General features: G+C 61.3%; 22 protein-coding genes. 11 read left to right on the plus strand and 11 right to left on the minus strand.

Annotated features, from left to right (window positions below):
* Positions 1-401: 401 nt before the first annotated feature.
* From H8S56_RS12705 to H8S56_RS12735, 7 genes are all read right to left on the minus strand, one after another.
* Entirely contained in the window at positions 402-2,021 is a 1,620-nt protein-coding gene (locus tag H8S56_RS12705) for a glucan biosynthesis protein D (RefSeq protein WP_024686437.1), read from the minus strand.
* Positions 2,022-2,429: 408 nt separating this feature from the next.
* Positions 2,430-3,359 carry a phosphatidate cytidylyltransferase gene (locus H8S56_RS12710; RefSeq protein ID WP_024686436.1) on the minus strand — a complete coding sequence of 310 codons (930 nt, stop codon included), beginning with the start codon at positions 3,357-3,359 and terminating at the stop codon, positions 2,430-2,432.
* Positions 3,359-3,991, minus strand: a complete 633-nt coding sequence (locus H8S56_RS12715; RefSeq protein ID WP_187518828.1) for a lysophospholipid acyltransferase family protein — start codon at positions 3,989-3,991, stop codon at positions 3,359-3,361. Before H8S56_RS12715 ends, H8S56_RS12710 begins: the two co-directional genes overlap by 1 nt.
* An 8-nt stretch (positions 3,992-3,999) precedes the next feature.
* Positions 4,000-4,455 carry a hypothetical protein gene (locus tag H8S56_RS12720; protein WP_024686434.1) on the minus strand — a complete coding sequence of 152 codons (456 nt, stop codon included), beginning with the start codon at positions 4,453-4,455 and terminating at the stop codon, positions 4,000-4,002.
* A gap of 199 nt (positions 4,456-4,654) precedes the next feature.
* Positions 4,655-5,992, minus strand: coding sequence for a phosphatase PAP2/dual specificity phosphatase family protein (locus tag H8S56_RS12725; protein ID WP_187518829.1), 1,338 nt, complete (start codon positions 5,990-5,992; stop codon positions 4,655-4,657).
* Entirely contained in the window at positions 5,989-7,746 is a 1,758-nt protein-coding gene (locus H8S56_RS12730) for a bifunctional alpha/beta hydrolase/class I SAM-dependent methyltransferase (RefSeq protein WP_187518830.1), read from the minus strand. Before H8S56_RS12730 ends, H8S56_RS12725 begins: the two co-directional genes overlap by 4 nt.
* 33 nt (positions 7,747-7,779) lie before the next feature.
* Positions 7,780-8,397, minus strand: coding sequence for a CDP-alcohol phosphatidyltransferase family protein (locus H8S56_RS12735; protein WP_187518831.1), 618 nt, complete (start codon positions 8,395-8,397; stop codon positions 7,780-7,782).
* Between the two features lie 290 nt (positions 8,398-8,687).
* On the opposite strand from H8S56_RS12735, the gene hflK (H8S56_RS12740) reads away from it, so the two are divergent.
* The 5 genes from hflK (H8S56_RS12740) to cfaB all read left to right on the plus strand — a co-directional run bounded on the left by hflK (H8S56_RS12740) (position 8,688) and on the right by cfaB (position 16,126).
* Positions 8,688-10,631 carry a protease modulator HflK gene (gene hflK / locus H8S56_RS12740; RefSeq protein ID WP_187518832.1) on the plus strand — a complete coding sequence of 648 codons (1,944 nt, stop codon included), beginning with the start codon at positions 8,688-8,690 and terminating at the stop codon, positions 10,629-10,631.
* A gap of 11 nt (positions 10,632-10,642) precedes the next feature.
* Entirely contained in the window at positions 10,643-11,662 is a 1,020-nt protein-coding gene (gene hflC / locus H8S56_RS12745; protein ID WP_024685302.1) for a protease modulator HflC, read from the plus strand.
* On the plus strand, positions 11,659-12,729 hold the full coding sequence (gene hflK, locus H8S56_RS12750) for a protease modulator HflK (protein WP_187518833.1): 1,071 nt from the start codon (positions 11,659-11,661) through the stop codon (positions 12,727-12,729). Before hflC ends, hflK (H8S56_RS12750) begins: the two co-directional genes overlap by 4 nt.
* Positions 12,726-14,651 (plus strand): heavy metal translocating P-type ATPase, encoded by a 1,926-nt coding sequence (locus H8S56_RS12755; RefSeq protein ID WP_187518834.1) that lies wholly within the window; start codon positions 12,726-12,728, stop codon positions 14,649-14,651. Before hflK (H8S56_RS12750) ends, H8S56_RS12755 begins: the two co-directional genes overlap by 4 nt.
* 290 nt (positions 14,652-14,941) lie before the next feature.
* Entirely contained in the window at positions 14,942-16,126 is a 1,185-nt protein-coding gene (gene cfaB, locus H8S56_RS12760; protein ID WP_187518835.1) for a C17 cyclopropane fatty acid synthase CfaB, read from the plus strand.
* Between the two features lie 116 nt (positions 16,127-16,242).
* Here the strand turns inward: cfaB and cls are convergent, their stop codons facing one another.
* Entirely contained in the window at positions 16,243-17,682 is a 1,440-nt protein-coding gene (cls, locus tag H8S56_RS12765) for a cardiolipin synthase (RefSeq protein ID WP_024685004.1), read from the minus strand.
* Between the two features lie 167 nt (positions 17,683-17,849).
* Here cls and H8S56_RS12770 point away from each other — a divergent pair, with 167 nt between their 5' ends.
* Both H8S56_RS12770 and H8S56_RS12775 read left to right on the plus strand, forming a co-directional pair.
* The gene (locus tag H8S56_RS12770) at positions 17,850-18,371 is read left to right on the plus strand and encodes a DUF3617 domain-containing protein (RefSeq protein ID WP_024685003.1); all 522 of its coding nucleotides are present in this window, start codon (positions 17,850-17,852) and stop codon (positions 18,369-18,371) included.
* A 199-nt stretch (positions 18,372-18,570) separates the two neighbouring features.
* Positions 18,571-19,797 (plus strand): N-acetylmuramoyl-L-alanine amidase, encoded by a 1,227-nt coding sequence (locus H8S56_RS12775; RefSeq protein WP_187518836.1) that lies wholly within the window; start codon positions 18,571-18,573, stop codon positions 19,795-19,797.
* 4 nt (positions 19,798-19,801) lie between these two features.
* Here H8S56_RS12775 and H8S56_RS12780 read toward each other — a convergent pair whose 3' ends face one another.
* A complete protein-coding gene (locus H8S56_RS12780) occupies positions 19,802-20,191 on the minus strand; it encodes a glutamine synthetase (RefSeq protein WP_187518837.1) in 390 nt (129 codons plus the stop codon).
* A 141-nt stretch (positions 20,192-20,332) separates the two neighbouring features.
* On the opposite strand from H8S56_RS12780, the gene zigA reads away from it, so the two are divergent.
* Together zigA and H8S56_RS12790 are read left to right on the plus strand one after the other, a co-directional pair.
* Positions 20,333-21,541, plus strand: a complete 1,209-nt coding sequence (gene zigA, locus H8S56_RS12785) for a zinc metallochaperone GTPase ZigA (protein WP_187518838.1) — start codon at positions 20,333-20,335, stop codon at positions 21,539-21,541.
* Positions 21,541-22,191 (plus strand): DUF1826 domain-containing protein, encoded by a 651-nt coding sequence (locus tag H8S56_RS12790; protein WP_024684999.1) that lies wholly within the window; start codon positions 21,541-21,543, stop codon positions 22,189-22,191. The genes zigA and H8S56_RS12790 overlap by 1 nt, the downstream gene beginning before the upstream one ends.
* Before the next feature lie 7 nt (positions 22,192-22,198).
* On the opposite strand, the gene H8S56_RS12795 is transcribed toward H8S56_RS12790, so the two are convergent.
* On the minus strand, positions 22,199-22,567 hold the full coding sequence (locus tag H8S56_RS12795) for an NADH:ubiquinone oxidoreductase (protein ID WP_187518839.1): 369 nt from the start codon (positions 22,565-22,567) through the stop codon (positions 22,199-22,201).
* 53 nt (positions 22,568-22,620) lie between these two features.
* Between H8S56_RS12795 and H8S56_RS12800 the strand changes: the two genes are divergently transcribed.
* Complete coding sequence (locus H8S56_RS12800) at positions 22,621-23,601, plus strand: CobW family GTP-binding protein (RefSeq protein WP_187518840.1); 981 nt, start codon at positions 22,621-22,623, stop codon at positions 23,599-23,601.
* A gap of 87 nt (positions 23,602-23,688) precedes the next feature.
* Here the strand turns inward: H8S56_RS12800 and H8S56_RS12805 are convergent, their stop codons facing one another.
* Positions 23,689-24,081 carry a DUF3301 domain-containing protein gene (locus H8S56_RS12805; protein WP_004881684.1) on the minus strand — a complete coding sequence of 131 codons (393 nt, stop codon included), beginning with the start codon at positions 24,079-24,081 and terminating at the stop codon, positions 23,689-23,691.
* A 114-nt stretch (positions 24,082-24,195) separates the two neighbouring features.
* Here H8S56_RS12805 and pdxY point away from each other — a divergent pair, with 114 nt between their 5' ends.
* Positions 24,196-25,062 carry a pyridoxal kinase PdxY gene (gene pdxY / locus H8S56_RS12810; protein ID WP_024684996.1) on the plus strand — a complete coding sequence of 289 codons (867 nt, stop codon included), beginning with the start codon at positions 24,196-24,198 and terminating at the stop codon, positions 25,060-25,062.
* The last annotated feature ends 41 nt before the right edge of the window (positions 25,063-25,103 follow it).

The raw sequence follows: 25,103 nt of genomic DNA on the forward strand, positions 1-25,103 counted from the left end.
GCAGTTCGGGAAACTGTCAATTAATTCGTCAGAATTAGCGGATTATCCGATGAGTGCCGCAGGCTGGATTGTTTCTGCGCGCTCCGGGCGGCCATCCAGCGATGAGGCCGGTGCATCCGCCCTACGGATGCAGCGCCTGAAAGACAGCCTTCGCGAGCAAGCTCGCTCCCACTGGACGTGCGATATTCAGCTGGTTGCTTGCGGAGTGATCCGTTTGATAGCTGCCAGCGCACAAGGCGATTGTGCTGACCGAATGCAACACCTGTGGGAGCGAGCTTGCTCGCGAAAGGGCCGGTCCGTCCAATCGAGAGGTTGCGTATGAAAAATAGCCTTCGCGAGCAAGCTCCCACACATTCCGGTGTGAAAGCAGAGTTGCCCGCGAATGTGCTTCAGTCAGCCCCTCAAGGATACTTGCGGCGATCCGGTGCTGGCGGGAAGTACTGGTACAGCCACGTCTCGCTCAATGTGCGATCACCGGTGCGGATGAACATGCGCATTTCCACAGGCGCCACCGAGTCGCTGTCCGGCACCCAGTCAAAGGTGACGCGGTAACCCTTGATGTCCGGCAGTACGAGGATGTTGAAGTCCTGCACCTTGCCATGGGAGACCGTAACAATCGGCTCGATGCCGGTCCCTTCCGGCAGGCGATCCAGACCGCCACCATGGAAGTCCACCGCAAAGCGGCGTGCCCAGGTTTTCGGGTAGTGCTCGCCCGGTGCCCAGCCTTCCAGGAAGCCGCCCATGCCGGAACGCGTGGCATGAACCTGCGCCAGCGGAGTACTGACCGGCGGCAACGGACTCCAGAACAGCTTGTAGCCGTAGTTCAGCGAGTCGCCCGCCTTGACCGGGGTCTTCGGCGTCCAGAACACCACGATGTTGTCCATCGTCTCGCCGGTGGTAGGCAGCTCCAGCAGGCTGACCTCGCCTTCACCCCACTGTGTGACCGGTTCGACCCACAGGCTAGGGCGACGGCTGTACCAGACCACCGTGTCCTGATAACTGGAGAATTCGTGATCGCTCTGCACCAGACCGAAACCTTTCGGGTCCTTGTCCGAGAACGCGCTGAACTGCGGTTTGACCGGGTTGTTCAGCGGGCGGCAGATCCACTCGCCGTTGCCGCGCCACATGGACAGGCGATCCGAGTCGTGGATCTGCGGGTGAATCGTGTCGCACATGCGGCGCTCGTGGGTGCCGCAACTGAACATGCTGGTCATCGGCGAAATGCCGAGCTGCTGGATGTCCACGCGGGCATTGATGTGCGCGTCGATCTCCATCACCACCTGACCGGCCTGGCAGTCGATGTCGAAACGGTACGCGCCGGTCGCGCTCGGCGAGTCGAGCAAGGCGTAGACCACAAAGCGGGTAGCGTTCTTGTCCGGCGTCTCGAACCAGAACTTGGTGAAGTCGGGGAATTCTTCCTGGCGCTTGGCGTAGCTGTCGATGGCCAGACCGCGTGCAGACAGGCCGTACTGCTTGTTGCTGTCGACTGCGCGGAAGTAGCTGGCGCCCAGGAAAGAAACCACATCGTTGATGGCGATTTCAGGTGCCTTGAACAGCTTGAAGCCGGCAAAGCCCAGATCGCCCTTGACCAGGTTCTTGTCGATGCCGCTGCTTTCGTAATTGAACAGGTCGTGACGGAAATGCACCTCGCGCGCCTGCTTGTTCTGCGGGTCGACGCTGTACATGCGCACGGGTGTCTTGAAGCCCATGCCGACGTGGAAGAAATGCACGTCCAGTTGGCCGTGGACGTCTTTCCACAAGGAGTGTTCGGGGTCATAGCGAATGGCGTTGAACTGCTGCGGCGTCATGTTGGCCAATACCGGTGGCAGCACCTGCTTGGTACTCACATAACCTTTGCTGGCCAGCTTCTTGGCATGGGCCTGCAACTCGGCAAAATCGAAGTGTTCGATTTCGCCATCGGCTGCTGCAGCCAGTGCGCGAGCGGCAAATAAGCCTGAAGCCGACACGCTGCTATAAGCGGCCAGCGCCATGGAAGCTTTCAGGAGATTCCTGCGATTCATAAGGGTGAAGCCTCTAGGTAATTCTGTGCGTCCTGCACAAAAAATGGCGCGCCAACGACTCCTTGCCGAACGCAAACTACCCACAACAGATAACAAAGACGAGATCCGGTTCGAAAATAGGCCGAAAAAAAACGCCGTTCAGGGTGAATAAAAACGGCGTCGGGCGTTTGAAACGGGCGATGTTCAGGTCTGTGTTGGTAGCCCGATCACGCTCATCGCCGCTTGGCGCAAGGCCTGCAAGCGAGTCAGGTTCGGACGGCCGGTCAACGAAGTATTTTTGCAGAGCGCCGTGAGCGTAGTGGCTATGCAATATTCAGCAATCATTTCGTTGGCCGGCGGAACTGTCAGACACGCCAAATGCAGCATGGCGCGCTTATTGATCAGCCTCCAAGGACTGCGCAAGTGGCCTCATGTCCACCAGTAGCGCACCAGGTGGAAGAAGATCGGTGCGGCGAAACACACCGAGTCCAGCCGGTCTAGCATGCCGCCGTGGCCTTCGATCATATGGCCCCAGTCCTTCACGCCCCGGTCACGCTTGATGGCGGACATCACGATGCCGCCAGCAAAGCCCAGCAGGTTGATGAGCAGCGCGATCAGTGCTGACTGCCACGGGTTGAATGGCGTGATCCAGAACAGCGCGCCGCCAATCAGCGAAGCCAGGGCGATGCCGCCGACGAAGCCTTCGACGGTCTTGGACGGCGAGAGGTTGGGCGCGATCTTGCGTTTGCCGAACAGCTTGCCGCACACGTACTGCAGCACATCCGAGATCTGCACCACGATCACCAGATAGGCAATCAGCAACAGGTTGCGGCCTTCGTAGCCTGCGATCTCCAGCGTCAGCAGAGCTGGCACGTAGGACACGCAGAAGACGGCGATCATCAGGCCCCATTGCACCTTCGACGCACGTTCCAGGAAGTGTTTGCTGTCACCGCCCAGGGACGCCAGGATCGGCAGTAGCAGAAACACGTAGACCGGAATGAAGATCGAGAACAGCCCGTACCAGTTCATGGCGATCAACACGTACTGCAACGGCAGCGCCAGATAAAACGCGGCTACCAGCGCGGGGTAGTCGCTGCGTCGGGTCGGCGTCAGGGTCAGGAATTCGCGCAGGGCGTAGAACGACACGGCGTAGAACAGCAGGATGACCGCGCCCTGGCCAAGCCAGAAGGCAATGCCGATCACCAGCACCATGACCCACCACGCGTTGATTCGCGCGTTCAGGTTATCGATGACCGAATTGGGGCCGCCTGCCCTGCGTTTGAGTACGTAGCCGATCAGCGAGGCCAGCAGCAGGACAGCGCCGATGCCCATGAACAGCATTTGAGTCTGGTTATCCATTACAGCGGCTCCGGTGCCAGGGCCAGCAGTGCATCACGACTGCGGGCGAGGAATTGCTCTTTGCTTTCTTCACTGTCCAGCCGCAGCGGTGCGCCGAAGCTGGTTGTGCATAACAACGGCAGCGGCAACAGGCGGCCTTTGGGCATGACGCGGTTGAGGTTGGATATCCACACCGGCACCAGATCCACTTGGGGATAACTTTGCGCCAGATGAAACAGCCCGCTCTTGAACAGCAGCAGGCCTTCGTCAGGGTTGCGTGTGCCCTCAGGAAACAGGATCAGCGAGTCACCGTTTTCCAGCGCTTCGAGCATGGGCTGCAAAGGATTTTTAACCGGCGCGTCCGGCGTTGAGCTTCGATTGCGGTCCACCAGCACGCCATTGAACACGCGGTTGATGATGTAGCGGCGCAGCGGGCTGGTTTGCCAGTAATCGGCACCGGCAACGGGCCTGGCCGTCTTGCGCAACGCGGGTGGCAGCGAAGCCCAGAGCAGCACGAAGTCGCCGTGGCTGCTGTGGTTGGCATAGTAGATCCGCTGCCGGGGCTCGGGCGTACAGCCCAGCCAAAGGCTGCGAGCGCCGGTAATGCTGCGCGCACCGGCGGTAATGATCGTGGCGACCAGAGGTTCGAACATGACAATTCCTATTGAGCGAAGGACAGCCAGGGAAAGATGAAAATGGCGGCCACCAGCCATAGCAGCTGGAGCGCGATATAACGGACCTGCAGACGTAATTGCCTGAGTGCACCTTGCGTGCGCAGCCCCCAGGGTCGGCCGCCTTTCTCGATGGGCTGCAGCCTGAGGTCGGCCAGCACCTGATCGAGCTCGTGAGTGCGATCACTCAACTGGCTCGGGCGATCAGCCATGTGCTGGAACAGATCGGCATCGAACGCGACGCGGAATGCCTGGGATTTGGCCAGCCCGCCGGTGAGGACCATGCACGCCAGCAACATCATCATCAGCACGCTGGCAGAACCTGTCCACAGCTGCATGAGGCCAAACAGCAGACTCAGCAGCAACAGCCCTGTGGACAAATAATCCAGCGACTTGCCACGCCGTAGCAGCGCGGCCACTACATGCAACTGCATTTCCGATGACATGGATAAGCACTCCTGTGGATAAGTGGTTCCAGTAAAGACGTGTGAAAGCTGACCGTGGTAAGCCTCAACACGACGCCAACGCGGACCGTGGGAGGGGGCTTGCCCGCGATGAGGTCGACGCGGTATTTCAGGAACATCGCGTCATCGTTCATCGCCGGCAAGCCGCCTCCCACAGAGTTCGCGCGGTCACTACGTGCAGCTAGCCAGGTACGTGCGCTTTAAACGAAATCCCTGCGAATTCATTCAAGATATCCACATGGCCACGGCGCAGCACGACACCTGGCCTTGCCTTGCGAATCAACTCGACTGCGTTATCCACAGACCGCGCCCGTCCGCTGTGAAGCAACCATGCGGCGACGGCCATTGCGCTGCGCGAGTATCCCAAGGCGCAGCACACCAACAGCGGGCCATCGGCGCGCAGGCGTTCGATGGCTTGTGCAGCCTGTCGGCATTGCTCGGCGGTCAGTGGCACCAGATCCAGCGCCGCGACCTGTTGATAACTTATCGAGCCGACACCGAGCGGGATTTCGGCGCACATATCCACAACTGTATCGAACGGCTGCAGCTGTTTTGCATCAGGCACACGGCCCAGCCAGATGTTGTCCACAACCTGATCGGGATCGGGGCGGTTTTTTGTCCACAGCCGGGAATTGATCCACGCGCCGATCAGGTACGGCGCCATCAGCCAGCACGCGGCTGGGGATAAGGTTCCGTCTTGGCGCTTCTGGAAGCCCGCCGCGTCGAACACCAGATAATTCAGCGCCACCAGCAGCAGGGACACGGCAGGCCATGCCAGCCAGAGCCAGCCTCCGCCCAGGGTGAACACGGGCGTCGCCAGCAGCAGCGCGCCAATGCCGTAGAACAGCGCCAGCTTGAGTCGCTGCGGCTGCCGGGTCAGGCGGGCGGCCAGTAAAGGGCTGCGGCCTTCGTCGGGCCAGAGCCAGACGCACAGCCAGCCCGCCAGCGCGCCTGTGGGTAAGTCGATGAAGTGATGCTGATACGTCGTCAGCACCGACACGCCAATCAGTGCAAACCAACTGTGCAACAGCCAGCGCCACGCCACATGAAAATGCCGCGCATAGCGGTCGTAGCAGACCCACAGCACCACCAGCAGCGCAATATGCAGCGAGGGCGCCTGATTGAACGGTTTGTCGAAACCGGCCAGCACGGCGAACAGCCAGCCGAACACGCCATCCAGTTCCGGGCGCTCGAACGTGAAGCGCAGCGGCCAGAGCAGAAAGCAGCTGACGGCGATTACCTGCGCGCTGAACAGGCGCAACGCGTGAGTGTCCAGCTCCCGGCGCGTCAGGCAGGCCAGCAGCGAAAACCCGTACAGCAGGTCGATGGACCAGTAGGGCACGATGGTCCAGGCCCAGAACGGCATATGGCTTTCCCAGTCGAACGCCAGGATGCCGACATCACTGCGTTGGGCCGTGTACCAGGTGGCAAAGCCGTAGCTGGCGAAAAAGAACGGTGCCAGCACCAGCAGCCAGACCACCGCCCTTTTCCACAGGCCCGGCTCGCGAACCCTGTTCACTGAATACGCTGCGCAAGGGATACCGTGAAAATCCCCCATTCATCCACGCGCTGGGTGATCTTGCGAAACCCGGCGGCCTCGACCAGTTGATCCATTTCCGACTGGCTACGACGACGCATGACCCAGGCCTGCCCCTGACGGTGGCTGGTCAGGGCGCGGGCGATCAGCTCAAGTTGCGGGTGCCAGGGCTGTCCGGTGTACACCAGATAACCGCCAGGCTCGACGGCGGCTGCCAGCCCGGCCAGCGAGTCGCCGACCATCTGGTTGCTGGCGAACAGTTCGTAGAGACCCGACACCACAGCCAGCGTGGGTTTGGGGTCCAGCGCTGCCAGGTCGGCGCGGTCGAACGCATCGCCTTTGACGAACCGCGCGACGTCTTCCAGGTCTTTCTGTTCGATCAGCAGGCTGCCGTCGCGCACGTTGATGTCGCTGTAGTCACGCAGCAGAATCGACTCGGGCAGCGGGTCGACGCCTTGCAGCGATTCAAGAATGTAACGGCCATGCCCGGCGGCGATATCCACGATACGCACCGGCTTGCCCTGATTGCGCAGGTGCGCCATCGCCAGGCGCAACAATTCCTCGGCGTGAATCTTGCGCTGACGAATCCCGCGCCAGCCGATGGATTGCAGGTAGTTTTTGTCGATCATCCGGCCCAGCGCGCCCGTGCCGGTGGGTTTGTTGCGGTAGACGTAATCCAGCGTGCTGCCGGAATCGAAACCGGTGTCGAAGCCCAGTTTCACGCCTGTGGATAACTTGCTGCCCAGGCGCATGCTGGCACGCGTCATGCGCCAGTACAGGTCGCGTAGCGAATTGCGCGGCAGCGGCGCGGCCAGCGCTTCGGATTCAGCGCAGGTCACGCCCAGTGTGTCGGCGTCGAGCAGGGAAGGGCGCGCCACCGGGGTTTCAAAATTCTGCAGCACGAAGCGCCGCGCACGGCTGATCGCCAGGTGGCGATCGCGCTCGCCCAGTGTGTCGTGGAAGAAGCCCGGCAGGATGTGTTTTTCCTTGCGCACGCTGCCTAGCCCGTCGAAAAACCTTTCCTGCGGACCGCGATGCACCACGAAGTCTGCGCCGGAGATCAACAACTGGGTCGGAATCTGGATGGCCTGCGCGTCGGCAACCACTCGGTCGGCGGCTTCGTAAAGGCCCAGCAGCACATTCACCGAGATCGCTTTGGTGATCAACGGGTCGCTGTCATACGACGCGATGCGCTGTGGGTCATGGCTCAGGAAGCGCGCCTTGACGTAACTGTTGACGAAAAAGTTGCCCTTGAACGTGCGCATCAGCGCCAGTCCCGCGCGTGCGAACGGCACGTAAAGCTTGACCTTGAAGGCAGGCGAGGCGAGGACCAGCGAACGGATTTTCGGCGCGTAATCGTGAGCCCAGGTGGCGGCAATGACCGCGCCGACGCTCTGGGCAATCACGGCCATGTTCTCTTCGGGAATATCGAAGGTCACGCTCAGGTGGTCGACGAAGGTCTGCACGTCGCGAACGCTGGTCGCAAAGCTTGGGCTGTCGCCACGTGCGCCGGGCGACTGACCGTGGCCGCGTGCATCCCAAGCGAAGAAATCGAAGCCCGGCAGGTCCAGTTCATCGACCAGATGGGCGATGCGCCCCGAGTGCTCGTGGCCCCGGTGGAACAACACGATGGCCTGTCGAGGGGCGTCGGCGGTCTGCGTGGTTGCAGGCCAGTGGCGGTAGAACAGCTCTACCCCGTCATGAGTCGTGAAGCGCCGATCATTCATCTCACGCATTGCAACTTCCTTACGCCGGAGGCTTGTGGCTGCTTATTCTTGAGGGGAGGTGGATTCATCCAGACCGCGCCGAACGCGGTTGTACAGGGTGTAGACCAGCAGCGCGCAGACGATGGCGAGCACGCCATTTATCCACAGGGCGGTCAACCAGCCGACCGCAACACCTGCGCCCAGCACGCCGAAGACCAGGGCGCGGTCGCTTTTGCCCATGGGGCCGTCGTAGCGTCGTGATGCGCCAACCATCGGGCCGAGCACACCTGCGTATTCCGTGAAGATCGCCAGCAGCGTGACGGCCAGCACCAGCCCTGGGCTGACGTCGGGTATCAGGGCAAACGGCAGGAACAGCGCACTGTCGGCAATGACATCGGTCAATTCGTTGAGGTAAGCCCCGAGTCGGGACTTCTGGCCGAACTCGCGCGCGAGCATGCCATCAATGGCGTTGAGCGCCATGCGCAGGATCATCCACAGGGGGATGAGCGCGAACACGGCGTAATGCGGGATCGACAGCGCTGCGATGGCGCCGACCAGCAAGGACACCGCGCAGGCTGCAAGCGTGACCTGATTGGCCGTCACGCCTCGGTCGTACAGGCGCTGCACGGCAGGGCGCAGAAGGTTTTGAAAGCGGGGTTTGAGCTGGTAGATAGAAATCAACGAAGAGCATCCGTGTCTGTGGATAACTACAAAGCCCTGCTGCCATTCAGGCGGCGGCGCAGGCCAGGCCGCTAGTGAAACATAATGTGACCTGTATCACGCACTGCTGTTTGTGCGATGTGTCTCACCGTGAGAAATTCGTGGGCGTGAGGGCTAACTGAACACGGGTTGAACCTGAAGAAAATTTCACTCCGGTTGTTACATCATAACGCTATGATGCCCCTCATTCAGACAGCCGAAACGGGCCTCCAGCAGGCCGATGGCAATTGTGGGCAGGTTCCGGGGTAGCGATGCGGGTTGATCTGGATGTCGAACACGCAGACCTTGCAGGTCTGCCGCGTTTTCAAATGGCGGCGCGTCAGGTTCGACGTCTCGCGCAGGTCATGTACGTGACCGCAGGGCTTGGCATTGCCGCAGGGCTGCTGGCGTTCTTCGTCGATCTTTTTTCCCCCGGTTCATTGTGGATGGCCGTGCTGGTGAACAGCGGCGCGGCCTTGCTGTTGCTGGCCGCTGCCGCGCAGTCGGCCAAAAGCGTGTCGGTCTGGCGGAACATGGCGCTGGGTTCGTCCGCAGCGACCGAAACTGACAGCGATCCCCTCGTTGTCGAGGACGCTGGCTGGTACGAACGTCTGCTGACGCGTCTGAGCCATTCGGGCGAGTCGCTGGTGCGTCAGGTGGGGGCCTCGACACTGTGGCTCGCCGGTTGGGCGTTGCTGGTTCTGATCAGCATCCGATCCGTCTGGGACCTGACGTTGCCTGGCAACGACATCTCGTCGCTGGCCAGCCTGACAGGCAGCGTGATGCTGTTGCTGGCGTTCGGTTTGCTGGTGTTCGAACGTCAGTTGCACAGCGACACCCAATGGCCTGAAGCCGAGCCGCTTTGCAGACTGGCACGCATGACGATTGTCGTGCTGCTGGTGGGCGCGCTGTGCCTGTTTTTCTCCAGCGCCGACCGGGTCTGGCCAGCACGTCTGGCGGTGTTCATTGGCCTGTTGCCGATGGCGGTCGCTATCGAGTTTCTGCTCCGCGCTGTGCTGTCGCTGTTCAGCCCCCGAAACGAGCGTCTTGAGCCTCGCTTGCTGGCCAGCAGTTTCGTGGCCGATCTGCTGCGCTGGCCACCGCGCCCGCTGCTGGCCTTGCAGCATGAACTGCATAACCGTTTCGGCATCGATCTGCGCCAGGTCTGGGCATTCACCTACATGCGTCGGGCCTTTGTGCCGGTGCTGGCGGTCGTGACAGCCTTGGGTTGGGCGCTGACCGGCGTGCATGAAATCCCGCTGCAGGGGCGAGGTATCTATGAACGCTTCGGCAAGCCGGTGGAGGTGTTCGGTCCAGGCCTGCATGCCGGTTTGCCGTGGCCGTTCGGTCGCGTGCTGGCCGTTGAAAATGGCGTGGTTCATGAGCTGGCGACCAGTGTGTCTCCCGCCAGTGATGTGGAGCAGATCGCCGATCCTGCCGAAGGGCCGCCACCGGCCAGCGCCAACCGGTTGTGGGACGCCAGCCACATCAATGAGAAATCCCAGGTCATTGCCAGCAACGCGGGCGCGAAACAAAGCTTTCAGATCGTCAACATGGACGTGCGTTTCGTTTACCGCATCGGCCTGACGGACGCCGCAGCACTGGCGGCCACCTACAACAGCGCCGATGTTCCTGCGTTGATCCGTAGCACCGCCAGCCGCGTGCTGGTGCATGACTTTGCCTCGCGTACGCTGGACGAGCTGCTCGGCGAGCAACGCGGCGGCCTGGCGCAAGACATCGGCGAGGCCGTGCAGGCCGACTTGCAGCGGCTGGACAGCGGCGTGGAAATTCTCGCCACCGTGGTCGAGGCGATTCACCCGCCGGCCGGTGCCGCCAATGCCTATCACGCGGTACAGGCGGCGCAGATTGGGGCGCAGGCACTGATTTCCCGCGAGCGCGGTGCAGCGAGTGACAAGGCCAACCAGGCGCAACTCAACGCCAGCGTCGCCCATGATCAGGCCAGCGCCACTGCCCGCGAAGTGCTGGCCACGGCGCAAGGTGCTGATCTGCAATTCGGCGCCGAGCGCCAGGCGTACAGCAGCGCCGGGCAGGCATTTCTGCTGGAGCATTACCTGACGCGCCTGAATGAAGGGCTGGGCAATGCCAAGCTGCTGATACTCGATCACCGTCTGGGTGGCGACAACGCGCCGACCCTCGACCTGCGTTCCTTCACACCACCGGCAGACCCAACGGCGCCGCGTAAAGCCGCTCAGTAAGGAGTCGTCCCTTGAGTCTGTTCCATCATCATCACGATCACAGCGACCACGATCACAGCGGTCACGGCCACCACCACCATCATCATGAAGCGGCGGGTCCGGCTGCGTTTCCATGGAGGCGGGCCAGTCTTGCCGCAGTATTGATCGCGTTTGCCATCGCGGCTGCGAGCCTGGTGCAGGTACGCTCGGGCGAGGCGACAGTCGTCACCCGTTTCGGCAACCCGTCCCGCGTACTGCTGGAGCCGGGCCTTAACTGGCGCTGGCCTGCGCCGTTCGAGGCGACCATTCCGGTGGACCTGCGCCTGCGCACGACCTCCAGCGGTCTGCAGGACGTGGGCACGCGTGATGGCTTGCGGATCATCGTTCAGGCGTACGTGGCATGGCAGGTTCAGGGCGACGCGGACAACGTGCAGCGTTTCATGCGTGCGGTGCAGAACCAGCCCGACGAAGCGGCGCGGCAGATTCGCACCTTTGTCGGCTCTGCGCTGGAAACCACGGCCAGCAGCTTCGACCTGTCCAGCCTGATCAACACCGACGCAAACAAAGTGAACATCACGGCGTTCGAGAACCAGTTACGTCAGCAGATCGATCAGCAGTTGCTCGCTACCTACGGCGTGCGCGTGCTGCAGGTCGGCGTCGAGCGCCTGACCTTGCCGTCAGTCACGCTCAACGCCACCGTTGACCGGATGCGCGCCGAGCGCGAAACCATCGCCACCGAACGCACCGCCGTAGGCAAGCGTGAAGCGGCGCAGATTCGCTCGGCCGCCGAGCGCGATGCGCGCATCGTCGAAGCCGATGCAACGGTCAAGGCGGCTGACATCGAGGCGCAATCACGCGTCGAGGCGGCGCAGATTTACGGCCGTGCCTACGCCGGTTCGCCACAGCTCTATAACCTGCTGCGTTCGCTGGATACCCTGGGCACGGTGGTCACGCCGAGCACCCGTCTGATTCTGCGCACCGATGCCGCACCGTTCCGCGTGCTGGTCGATGGCCCGCCGACACTGGACGGCAAGAGCGGATCGCAGCCATGAGCGAGCCTGCTGCCGACACCGCGTCACAGCGTCCAGCCAGTAACGGGCCCTGGCTGCAGGCCAGTCGCCTGGCGTTTCTGGGGTTGTACGGCGTCACGCTGCTGGCGGCGCTGGGCTGGATCACCTCCAACGTGCGCCAGATTGATCCGCAGAATCGTGCCGTGGTCATGCGTTTCGGTGCGCTTGAACGCATCCAGAACGCAGGCTTGCTGACGGCCTGGCCGCAACCTTTCGAACAAGTGGTGCTGTTGCCCTCGGCTGATCGAGTGATCGAGCGACGTGTCGAAACCCTGCTGCGCTCGTCAGCGGCCCAGAAGGCGGACGAAATTGCGACGTTGTCGGCACCGATCAGCGACGCGCTGGCAGGCTCGGGCTTTCTGCTGACGGGTGATGCCGGTGTGGTCCAGCTGGACGTGACGGTGTTCTACAAGGTCACGGACCCGTATGCCTTCGTGTTGCAGGGCGAGCATGTGCAGCCTGCGCTGGATCGACTGGTCAACCGCAGCGCGGTGGCACTGGCAGCCGCGCGGGATCTGGACACCATTCTGGTCGCACGGCCAGAACTGATGCGCGCCGACAGCCAGGCCGCAGAGCGACGCGAACGTCTGCGCGGCGATCTGGTGCGCGGCATCAATCAGCGTCTGGCCGCTCTGAAAGACGAGGGCATGAGCATCGGCATCGAAGTCGCTCGCGTTGACGTGCAGTCGAGCCTGCCTGCGTCGGCAGTCAATGCGTTCAACGCTGTGCTGACCGCCAGCCAGCAGGCGGATCAAGCGGTGGCCAATGCCCGCACCGATGCCGAAAAGCTGACTCAGACCGCCAATCAGCAAGCCGACCGAACCCTGCAGGTGGCGCACGCCCAGGCATCTGAAAGGCTGGCCAGGGCGCAGACGGATACCGCCACGGTGGTCAGCCTGACGCAGTCGGTGCAGAACCGCAGCGACCCCGGCCTGTTGCAACGCCTCTATCGCGAGCGGATTCCCGGCATTCTGCGTCAGGCCGGTTCCGTCACAACGGTCGATCCCAAAGACGATTCCCGCCTGATCATTCAGGGAGCACAACAATGAGTGGCGAAGCCGTTCACACCCACGAGCCAGCAAAACCGCAGGTGGCTGGCAGCATGTTGAGTGGGGCCGAACAGCGCAGCGCGGCCCGCCAGTTGACGCTGGCGATGCTGGCGCTGGGCTTGCTGGGGCTTGGCCTGATCTGGCGGTTTATAGCGCCCCAGCAGACCGGTGTCAGTCAGCTGCTGCTGGGCGCGGCCTCGCTGTTGGTTGCTATCCCGGTGGTCAGTGCCGGTTGGCACAGCCTGCGGCATCCGAGTCTGCATGGCATCACCGATCAACTGATTGCGTTGGCCATGCTGGGGGCATGGGCCACAGGCGACCTGATGACTGCCGCCCTGCTGCCCATCATCATGATCTTCGGCCATGTGCTGGAAGAGCGCAGCGTGATCGGCTCGCAGGAAGCCATTGAGGCGCTGGGCCGCTTGACCCGCAGCCATGCCCGTTTGCTTGCGGCCGATGGCAGCGTGCGCGAGGTCGACAACACCACGCTGAAAGCGGGCGATCAGGTCGAAGTGCGGGCCGGGGATCGGGTTCCGGCGGACGGTCGCGTCCTCTCTGGCCAGGCCAGTCTCGACACGTCGTCGATCACCGGTGAGTCGGTGCCGCTGGAGGCGACGGTGGGCGTGGAGGTCTTTGGCGGCGCGATCAACCTTGATGGTCTGCTGCGCATTGAAGTGACACGCATCGGCGAGGAATCCACGCTGGGCAAGGTCATCGCCCTGATGCAGAGCGCCGAGCGTTCCAAACCGCCGATCACGCGCCTGCTGGAGCGGTATGCAGGCAGCTACATGGTGCTGGTGTTGCTGATTGCCGCGCTGACCTGGTTCATTACAAACGACGCCCAGGCAATGCTGGCGGTGCTGGTGGCGGCGTGTCCTTGTGCGTTGGTGCTCTCGGCTCCGGCCACCGCCATCGCCGGCATCGCTGTGGCGGCGCGCCACGGTATTCTGATTCGCAGCTCGGCGTTTCTTGAGGAGCTGGCGGACTTGACGTCGCTGGTTGTGGATAAAACCGGGACCCTGACGTTCGGCCGCTTGCGATTGCAGTCGATACAGGCGCGGGGTGCGCAACATCCGCAATTGCTGGAACTGGCGGCCAGCCTTGGGTCTGCCAGCAGTCACCCGGTCAGTCGTGCGCTGGCCGGGCTTGTGGATAAGTCTGAGCTGATGTGGTTGACCGACATTCGCGAGCGTCAGGGGCTGGGTGTGGTGGCGTCGACCGAGCACGGTGATGCGGCGCTGGGTCGTCCCGAGTTGTTCGAGCAACTGGGCATCGTCACACCGAGCGTCCCCGATCACGACGGACCGCTGGCCGGCCTGTCGCTCAATGGCGAGTTTCTCGCCTGGCTGTTGCTGGCCGACACCCTCAAACCGGAAGCGCAATCTGCATTGCAGGCGTTGCGCGAGTTGGGGATGGGCAGGCAGCTGCTGCTGACCGGCGACCGCGAGGGTGTGGCGCATCAACTGGCCCGCGAGGTCGGCATTACTGACGTGCACGCGCAGGCGCTGCCCGAAGACAAGCTCAACCGGGTGATGGGCGAGATTGCCAGTGGCTTCAGGCCCATGGTGGTGGGTGATGGCGTTAACGACTCGCTGGCGCTCAAGGCGGGCGTGGTCGGTGTGGCGATGGGGGCGGGTGGTGCAGACATCGCGCTGGCCTCAGCCGATATCGTACTGATCGGCAGTGATCTGCGCCGCTTGGGCACTTGCGTGCGCCTGAGTCGTCAGTGCCGTCAGACCCTGCACGTCAACGTGATCATCGGCCTGGGCTGGACGCTGGCCATCGTCGCGCTGGCAGCCTTTGGTCTGCTGGGCGCTGCGGGTGCCATGATTGCAGCTATTTTGCACAACCTCAGTACCTTACTGGTCTTGGGGAATGCCGGGCGTCTGCTACGTTTTCAGGAGCCGCTGAGCAAATTATGAGCGGTTCGCAGGCATGGACAGCGGTCGTCATGTTCGGACCGCTCAGGTCATTGCCGGGCTTTACGTACAAGAAATGGCTTGAGCTTTGAAGAACTCTGTTACAAATTAAGAGCTGTTATCAGAGTGCGTTCCAGATTCAGGCTGTTGTTCGGCGCGAGTCAGTGGGCACAAGGCCGTTCCCCGGAAGTTGATTCAACGCAGTTTTCGCCATCGCCATTAGCCTATCGGCCCTTTTGTAGGGCTTGTCCTGGATGCTCTTTTCGGGTTTCTGGATAAGGGGGTGATTTCGTATGCTCACGCAACTTCCGTCGGCCTTGCAGAACCTTCATCTGCCGTTGCGTCTCAAGCTCTGGGACGGGCATCAAATGGACCTGGGGCCTGAGCCCAGCGTCACCATCGTGGTCAAAGACCCGCAACTGGTGTCAGATTTCATCCACCCCAGTCTGGACTTGCTGGGCAGCGCATTCGTGGAAGGGCGACTTGAACTCGAAGGCTCTATCCGTGAAGTGGTCAGGGTGTGTGATGAGCTGACTCACGCACTGTTGGAGGACAAAGAGTCCGACACGCCGGTACGCACGCTGCACGACAAGGCCACCGACGCCGCCTCAATCTCCTACCACTACGATCTTTCCAACGACTTCTACCAGCTCTGGCTCGACCACGAGATGGTTTACTCCTGCGCCTACTTCAAGACCGGTAGCGAGTCGCTGGAGCAGGCGCAGCAGGACAAATTCCATCACCTGTGCCGCAAGCTGCGCCTCACGCCCGGCGAGTATCTGCTGGACGTGGGGTGCGGCTGGGGCGGTCTGGCGCGTTTTGCTGCGCGCGAGTATGGCGCCAGGGTCTTTGGTATCACGCTAAGCGGCGAGCAACTGGCGCTGGCACGTGAGCGTGTGAAGGCTGACGGGCTGGAGAATCAGGTCCAGCTTGAGCTACTGGATTATCGTGATCTGCCGCAAGACGGCCGCTTCGACAAGGTGGTCAGCGTCGGCATGTTCGAGCATGTCGGCCACGCCAACCTGCCGCTGTATGCCCAGCGCCTGTTTGGCGCGGTGAAGGAGGGCGGTCTGGTGATGAACCATGGCATCACTGCCAGACACACCGACGGGCGTCCTGTGGGACGCGGGGCGGGTGAATTCATTGCTCGCTACGTGTTCCCCAACGGCGAACTGCCGCATCTGGCGATGATCAGCGCGCATATCAGCGAGGCCGGGCTTGAAGTGGTCGATGTCGAAAGCCTGCGTGCGCACTACGCCATGACCCTGGAGCACTGGAGCGCCCGACTCGAATCCCGCCTCGGCGAAGCCGCGGCCATGGTCCCGGAACACACGTTGCGCATCTGGCGTCTGTACCTGGCCGGCTGCGCCTACGGGTTTGCGCGAGGCTGGATCAACCTGCACCAGATACTGGCGGTAAAGCCGTTTGCGGATGGCGGGACGGGATTGCCGCTGACGCGGGAGGATGTGTATCGGTAATGCAAATGACGGCATAGAAACGGTTTTCGTGGGAGCGAGCTTGCTCGCGAAAGGGCTGGCGCTGACGCGTAGCCTCTATCGCCTGTGAGCTGTCTGCGCTGACCGTCCGCTGCACACTACAAAATCGGTGAAATCAACCGAGCCACGCGCATGCCCAACTGGTGCAGCCTGCGCGTCTCCCGGCTCTCCTGAATGGAAATCTCCCGCGCCAGTGCGAAGTCAGCGTTGAGCATGGCTTCGACCTGGCTGGAGAAGTCTGGATCCACGGTCAGCAGCATCAGTTCGAAGTTGAGGCGGAACGAGCGGTTGTCGAGATTGGCACTGCCGATGGCGGTGATTTCGTTGTCCACCAGCACCACCTTCTGATGCAGGAAGCCAGGCGTGTAGCGAAACACTCTGACGCCTGCGCGTACCGCTTCGAAGGCGTACAGGCTGGACGCGGCATAGACCACGTAATGGTCGGGGCGGGAGGGAAGCAACAGGCGCACGTCCACGCCACGCAGCACGGCCAGACGCAAGGCGGCTGAGACGGCCTCGTCGGGGATGAAGTAGGGGCTGGTGATCCAGACGCGCTCTTCGGCGGCATGAATGGCTTCGACGAAGAACAGCGAGCAGGTTTCCTGCGCATCGGCCGGGCCGCTGGCAAGCAGCTGACAGAGTACTCCGTCCTCGGGAAAGGTTTCGGGCAGGCTCAACGGCGGCAGTTCGCGGGTGGCCCAGAACCAGTCCTCGGCAAACGACTCCTGCAGGCAGGCGACCACCGGGCCGATGACTTCGACGTGGGTGTCCCGCCACGGCGCCAGAGGAGGCTTGAGCCCCATGTATTCGTCGCCGACGTTGTGCCCGCCCATGTAGCCTTTCAGACCGTCCACCACCACGATCTTGCGGTGGTTGCGAAAGTTGATCTGAAAACGGTTGAGCCAGCCGGCATGGGTGGCGAACGCTTTGATCTGTACGCCGCCAGCGCGCAGCTTTTCACTGTACGCGGCGGGCAGGGCGTGGCTGCCGATGCGGTCGTAGAGGACAAAGATCGCCACGCCTTGCGCCGCCTTCTCCAGCAGCAGGGTTTGCAGCTGCCTGCCGAGCGCATCGTCGTGAATGATGAAGAACTGAATCAGAATCGTCTGTCGGGCTTCGCGTATCGCTTCAAAGATGGCCCCGAACGTGGCATCCCCATTGATCAACAGCCGGACCTTGTTATTGGCCAGAGCCGGCATATGCCCCAGCTTGGGCATGGCGCGCAATGACGCATACGCGTCCGAGCGACGTGCAGCAACGGCTTCTTCGATCCATGGCCGCCAGTTCAGGCTGCCGATGGCAACACGCATTTCCCGGTTGGCTTCACGACGCGCCTTGATATACGCATCGAACGAGCTACGCCCGAAGACCAGGTAAGGGATCAGGGTGAAATAAGGGATGAACAGCAGCGGCATCGCCCAGGCAATTGCGCCTTGCGAGGTGCGTACGGTCAACAGTGCGTGAATCGCGGCACCGGTTCCCAGCAAATGTATAAAACCCAGAACGTAACCGAAAAAATACGGGTCGTGATAATCCATGTGGAACAATGCTCCTCGGCTTTGCTGCCTAACAGACCACAGCCAACGGGTAATGTCGCTATTTTATTCCCGGTGCAACTGGGCAGCGCTTCTATCGTCTAAGCCTCATCTTCCGGCTGGTTTCCAGCTTGTATCTGAATCTGTCACTGCCGCTCAGGAATACTCAAATGAATAAACGTATGTTGGCCTGGATCTTTTGTCTGGCCACACCATTGGCCCAAGCGCAGATGCTGCAACCCGGCCTGTGGGAACTGACCTCCAGCAACATGAAGGTGGATGGCCAGCAACTGCCCGATCTGCAACTGATGCTGGGGCAGTTGAAAAATCTGCCACCCGAGCAGCGGGCCATGATGGAGCAGATGATGCAGAAGCAGGGCGTCACGCTGGGCGGGCAGGGCGTTCGTGTTTGCCTGACTCCCGCGCAGGTAAAGTCAGACAATATTCCGCTGACCGATCCCAAGTCTGGCTGCACGCAGAAAATCACCGCACGCAATGGTAAGACCTGGAACTTCCAGTTCAGTTGCCCCAAAGCGCAGGGCACAGGGCAGGCCCAATTCCTCAGCGATCGTGAGTTCACCACCAAGGTGGTGGGCACGTTCAACGCCACGGGTCAGCAGCAGAACGGCAGCATGGACACCCGTGCCCTGTGGTTGGGCGCACAGTGCGGCACGGTTGCGCCGCGTACCTGAGTCAATTCATTGAGTTACGTTCCACGTGGAACACTCTCTAAAAAACGGACGATTTATTGTCAGTCAGAGCGAGTGTTCCATGACTTAATCTTCATGAAGGACTTCATCTTTCGATTGTAACGGCATGTTATATTGTTACTAATGTTAAGGATGAAACCTTCCTGAGCCGGGATGCTCGTTTTTGCGCTTGAGACATCCCATGCACCGACGTCAAATGCTGCTCAACATGCTCTTGGCCGGCGCGGCCCTGACCTTGCCGCTGGGTGCCTATGCCACGCAGATCCGAAACGCGCGTCTGTGGCGCACCAATGACGCACTTCGTCTGGTCCTCGACCTGAGTGGTCCGGTGCAATACAAAACCTTCTCGCTTACCTCGCCCGACCGGTTGATCATCGACGTCAGTGGTTCGCGATTGACTGGCGATTTCAGCCAGTTGGCACTGGACCGAACCGTTATCAAATCCATTCGTTCCGGCCATTACGGCACGGGCGACGACACACGCATCGTGCTGGACCTGACGGCGCCGGTACAGTTGAACAGTTTCCTGCTCGGCCCTCAGGGCGACCAGGGCCATCGGTTGGTGCTCGACATGAGTTCGACGGTTCATGCGCCCGTGCAGATGGCCCAGTTGCCACCGCCAGTACCGGTCAAGGAACCCGCCAAGGCACGTACGGGTGGTCGCGATATCATGGTCGTGGTCGATGCGGGTCATGGTGGCAAGGATCCGGGCGCGGTGGGTTCCCGTGGCGAGCGAGAGAAAGACGTGGTGCTGTCCATCGCCCAGTTGCTGGCCAAACGTCTCAAGCGCGAGAAGGGTTTCGACGTGCGACTTGTGCGCAACGACGACTTCTTTGTGCCGCTGCGCAAGCGCGTCGAGTTCGCTCACAAATCCAACGCCGACATGTTCATCTCCGTGCATGCCGATGCCGCGCCACGGCTGACGGCATCTGGTGCGTCGGTGTTTGCGTTGTCCGAAGGCGGCGCGACGTCTGCCACCGCGCGCTTCATGGCGCAGCGCGAGAATGGCGCGGACTTGCTGGGTGCAAGCTCACTGCTCAATCTGAAAGACAAGGATCCGATGCTGGCCGGGGTGATTCTCGACATGTCGATGAACGCAACCATTGCCGCCAGCCTGCAACTGGGTCACACCGTGCTGGGCAGTCTGGAAGGCATCACCACGCTGCACCAGAAGCGCGTGGAACAGGCCGGGTTCGCGGTGCTCAAATCGCCGGATGTGCCATCGATTCTGGTCGAGACCGGGTTCATCTCCAACAGCCGTGACAGTCAGCGCCTGGTGACGGCGCGTCATCAACAGGCTGTCGCTGACGGTCTGTTCGACGGGCTGCAGCGTTATTTCCAGCGCAACCCGCCCGCGGACTCGCACATGGCCTGGGTGCAGGCCCGGAAGCAGGAACAGCAGGTCTGACCCTTTATCTGCAGCCGTTCAGGCGGCTGCAGGTGATCTTGCTGCGGGTGCCATTCGAGCTTGAAACCCGTGTAATCGTCGTCCAGCCCACGCGCTGGATGGTACCTATCCAGGCTTCGCCATCCGACGCCAGCCCGGTGAAGAATGTCAGCTGATCGTAGCGGCTGTTGGTCTGCACCCAGCGGCGTTTATCCAGCACTTCATAGCCTCTCAACCAGGTCGTTTGCCCCGCCGTGGTGACACTGTAGTGATTACCCAGCGCGTCGCTGCACGCCAGCACCGTTGCGCTGCGCGTGCACAACGCCAGATCGGCGGCAGGCCTCGCGCCAGCTGACATTGCGGGCGTGCAGGCCAGCATCAGTGCGACGATAAAACATGGCGAGACATCTCTCATGACGAACCCTTCATCAAGCAGTGTAGCTATTCTGTGTTGTTATACTATAACATCTCAGCGTGATTAGAGCAGGCTGCAGAGGGATTCGTCGCAGCCTATATGAACAAGGTCAAAGCCTTGCGTTCCGGCTGGAGAATCCTGATGTCGAACCGTTTACCCGTCACTGTGCTGTCCGGATTTCTCGGCGCGGGCAAGAGCACCTTACTCAATTACGTGCTGCGCAATCGTGAAAGTCTGCGCGTGGCTGTGATCGTCAACGACATGAGCGAAATCAACATCGACGGCAGTGAGGTTCAGCGCGACGTCAGCTTGAACCGCGCCGAAGAAAAGCTCATCGAGATGAGCAATGGCTGTATTTGCTGCACCTTGCGCGAAGACCTGCTCGAAGAGGTCAGCCGCCTCGCTCAAGACGGACGCTTCGATTATCTGCTGATCGAGTCCACGGGCATTTCCGAGCCGTTGCCGGTCGCAGAAACCTTCACGTTTCGCGATGAAGCAGGCAAGAGCCTGACCGACCTCGCGCGTCTGGACACCATGGTGACGGTGGTCGACGGGCTGAACTTCCTGCTCGACTACGAAGCTGCCGATGGCCTGGACACGCGTGGCGAAACCCTGGGCGAGGACGATGATCGCTCGATTACCGACCTGCTGATCGAGCAGATCGAGTTCGCCGACGTCATCCTGATCAGCAAGATTGACCTGATCAGTTCCCACGAACGCGAAGAGCTGATGGCCATCCTGAGAAGCCTGAACGCCGACGCCGACATCATCCCGATGGTCATGGGGGAGGTGCCGCTGGCGCGCATTCTCAATACCAAACGCTTCGACTTTGACCGCGCCTCACAGGCCCCGGGCTGGTTGAAGGAAATGCGCGGCGAGCATATTCCTGAAACTGAAGCGTACGGCATTGCCTCAACGGCTTATCGCGCACGTCGTCCGTTTCACCCCGAGCGGTTTTTCAACTTTATCAATCGTCCGTGGACCAATGGCAAATTGCTGCGCTCCAAAGGTTTTTTCTGGCTGGCCAGCAAATACAAGGAGGCAGGCAGCTGGTCTCAGGCAGGCGGGCTGATGCGCCATGGTTTTGCAGGCCGCTGGTGGCGCTTCGTGACACGTGAGAGCTGGCCTGAAGACCAGGAAAGCGTGACCTCGATTCTGAACAACTGGTCGACGGAAACCGGGGATTGCCGTCAGGAACTGGTGTTTATCGGCCAGGACATCGACTTCGATCAATTGCGCACTGAACTGGACGAGTGCCTGCTCACCGACGACGAAATGGCGGTGGGTGTCGAGCACTGGCGTGCGCTGAATGATCCGTTTGGTCCTTGGCACGAGGAGGTGGCCGCATGATGCCTGCCCATTTACTGAAGTATCCGCCGCTGACGCGTCAAACACACGGTGATACCCCTGATGTACTGGGCGATGTGCTGGAGGATGGCGTCAACCTGGCGGTGTGGCGGCGTCAGCTACCCGCGCATATCGAGGACTTTGGCGCGTTGCTCCTGTCGATGGGCCAGCCACTCTCCGAATCGCTGACCCTGGACGTGAAGGGGGGTGATGTCGAGCCTGATTTGCGCACGCTGGCGTCCGGCTACGCAGACCTGCAGGGGTATCAAGGCTTTATTGCCGACGTGTCCTGGCTGGTCAGCGCCTATGCCTGCCTGTTGGGCGCAGAGAGCGTCGGCCTGCGTTTGCGGGTGCTCGACAAGGCCATGTGCCCGCGCTTTCATGTCGATCATGTGCCGGTGCGGTTGATCACCACCTACGCAGGATGCGGCAGTCAGTGGCTTGAGGAAGGCGTCATCGACCGCAAACAGCTGGGTCGCGCAGAGGCAGAGCCGATGGACGCCAGCCTGATTCAGCAGATCGATACGGCACACGTGGCGTTGCTCAAGGGTGAGCGCTGGCGCGGGAACGAAGGCAGTGGCCTCGTGCATCGCTCGCCAGCGTTGGGCCGTGATGAACGAAGGTTGATCCTGACCCTGGACTGGCTGGCCTGACGCGCCATTACGGCGTTAACCACTGGCCCTTGCTCTGGCCTTCGCAGAACGGTTTAAGGTACAGGGCATCAGTGGCTACGCCGTAATAATGGATGTTCTCGCGATAAGGCATATTGGCGACCTGCGCATTGCGGCACACGCCGAATGCGCCCGCCGGGCACTGGGTTGAATAGGTCACGTCGGTCTTCTGGCCTGCCAGTTGAGGCTGACAAAAGCTGTCGTGAAACAGGTTTGCCGGGATGTTGATATTTTCCTGGCAGACTTTGACATCCAGCCTTTCGGCCTGACTGTGTACCAGGCACGCCTGGGCCCACACGTGTCCCGAAGACATCGCCAGCAGTAACGTCGATACGGCAGACAGCCGCCTTACTTGCATCGTGACCTTTCCTTGCTCTTCAATGGCGAACGTACTCGCAGAAGTGACTTTCCATGCTGCAGAACATTGCGACTCATGTTATCGGAGGCCCGCTGGGCGCCGGCAAGACCAGCCTGATCAAACGATTGCTGGCCCAGAAACCTGAGCATGAACGCTGGGCTGTGTTGATCAACGAGTTCGGACAGATCGGCCTGGACGCTGCACTGCTGACCACCGCCAACGATGGTATCGCACTTGGCGAAGTGGCTGGCGGCTGCCTGTGCTGTGTCAATGGCGTGCCGTTTCAGATCGGTCTGGGTCGGTTGTTGCGCAAGGCCAGGCCTGACCGGCTGCTGATCGAGCCATCAGGGCTGGGGCATCCCGCGCAGTTGATGGCGCAGCTGCGTGAAGCGCCGTGGCGCGACGTCCTGGCCGTTCAGCCCAGCGTCATGGTGCTGGATGCCGCTGCCATGCACGAAGGCGAACGGTTGTCAGCGACTCAACAGCAGGCGCTGGCGCAGGCAGGCCTTGTGATCATGAATAAGTCCGAGCTTCTGGATGAGAGCGCAAGGCAGTCGTTGACTGAGCAACTGGCGGGGCATGAGCTGTTCTGGACGCGTTACAGCGAGCTGCCACTCGACCGCTTACCCGGCTATCGGCAGGACGCGCCTGTGGATAAACGCGCTGTGGATAACCTGGAATTGCCCCGCAGTATCGCGACGTTGCCAGCGGTCTGGGCCGATCCCGAGGTGCCCATCTGTCTGAGTCAGCAAAGCGCGGAAGGCTGGAGCATCGGATGGCGTTGGCATCGCTCGCAACAGTTTGACCTGATACGCATACTGCATTGGCTGGAAAGCCTGTCCTGGCGACGGGCCAAGATGGTTATCCACAGCGAAGGTGGCTGGTATTCAGGCAACGTCGCAGAAAGCGGACGGCTGGCCTGGCATCTCAGCGAGTGGCGACAGGACTCGCGGCTGGAACTGATCTTCTCGACCCCTCAGGATGTCGACGTGTTGCAGAAGCAGATGGCCGAGTGCCTCTTGGCAGACACATGATTGCGGGAAGTGTTTCTGACGTGGCGCTGTCTTACAGCAGCCAAGGAACTGTGGGAGCCGGCAAGTCCCCTCCCACAAAAACAGAGCCTACTGCTTCCACTTTTGATGCGACTGACGCCATTCGCTCATCTGGATGATTTCAGCGCTGGGCGGCGGCGTTTTTATTTCGAACGGGTAGGGCGCCAGTTCGATCTGGGCGGTGTGGGCACCGAACATGGTGATGGTGCCGGGATGGCGTTGTTCGCCGGTGACGGTGAATTCGAAACCGTACACCCTTGCCAGACGCTTGTGACCCTGAGCATCGCGAGCGAAGGTGAGGCGGCGCAGGGCCACATTGCCGTCCAGCAATTCGAGTTCGAGCCGTGCGCAGTGCTGCTTGACCCGCTCCAGCGCTTTCTCGCGCAGACCATGGGCGTGCCACCACCAGGCCGCAGCGCTCGCGAACAGCATCAGCACGAAAATGTTTCCCAAGGTCAGCATGACAGAGTGCTCCAGCGAAGGAGCCACCAGCTTAACTGTCTTGAGTGATTTACAGCCATACTGTGCGACTTATATTTCTCATGACTGCATTTGCATCGTGTTCAGGATACTCCCATGAAACGTACACCCCACTTGCTCGCTATCCAGTCCCACGTGGTCTTCGGCCACGCTGGCAACAGTGCGGCGGTGTTTCCGATGCAACGTATCGGGGTCAATGTCTGGCCGCTCAATACGGTCCAGTTCTCCAACCACACGCAATACAAGCAATGGACGGGCGAAGTGCTGGCTCCGCAGCAGATTCCGGCTCTGATCGACGGCATTGCCGCGATTGGCGAGCTGGGCAACTGCGATGCCGTCTTGTCGGGCTACCTGGGCAGTGCCGCGCAAGGACGGGCGATTCTGACCGGTGTGGCGCGTATCAAGGCCGCTAACCCCAAGGCGCTGTACCTGTGCGACCCGGTGATGGGCCATCCCGAGAAGGGCTGCATCGTCCCGGCAGAAGTCAGCGACTTCTTGCTGGAAGAGGCCGCTGCCATGGCCGACTTTTTGTGTCCCAATCAGCTGGAGCTGGACAGCTTTTCGGGGCGCAAGCCGCAATCACTGCTCGACTGCCTGGGCATGGCAAAAGCGTTGCTGGCGCGAGGCCCGAAAGCGGTGGTGGTCAAACACCTGGATTACCCCGGCAAGGCCGCCGACGGTTTTGAAATGCTGCTGGTGACGGCCGACGCCAGTTGGCACTTGCGCCGCCCACTGCTGGCGTTCCCGCGTCAGCCGGTGGGTGTGGGCGATCTGACCTCGGGCCTGTTTCTGTCGCGCGTGCTACTGGGCGATGATCTGGTCGCGGCATTTGAGTTCACCGCGTCTGCCGTGCACGAAGTGCTGCTGGAAACCCAGGCGTGCGGCAGCTACGAGCTTGAGCTGGTGCGCGCCCAGGACCGTATCGCTCATCCGCGGGTGCGTTTCGAAGCGGTACGTCTGTAAGCAGCATGAGCAGACTGATGGCTCAGGCATCCTTGCCTGGG

Source organism: Pseudomonas triticifolii (assembly GCF_014358015.1).
Taxonomy (GTDB): Bacteria; Pseudomonadota; Gammaproteobacteria; order Pseudomonadales; family Pseudomonadaceae; genus Aquipseudomonas; species Aquipseudomonas triticifolii.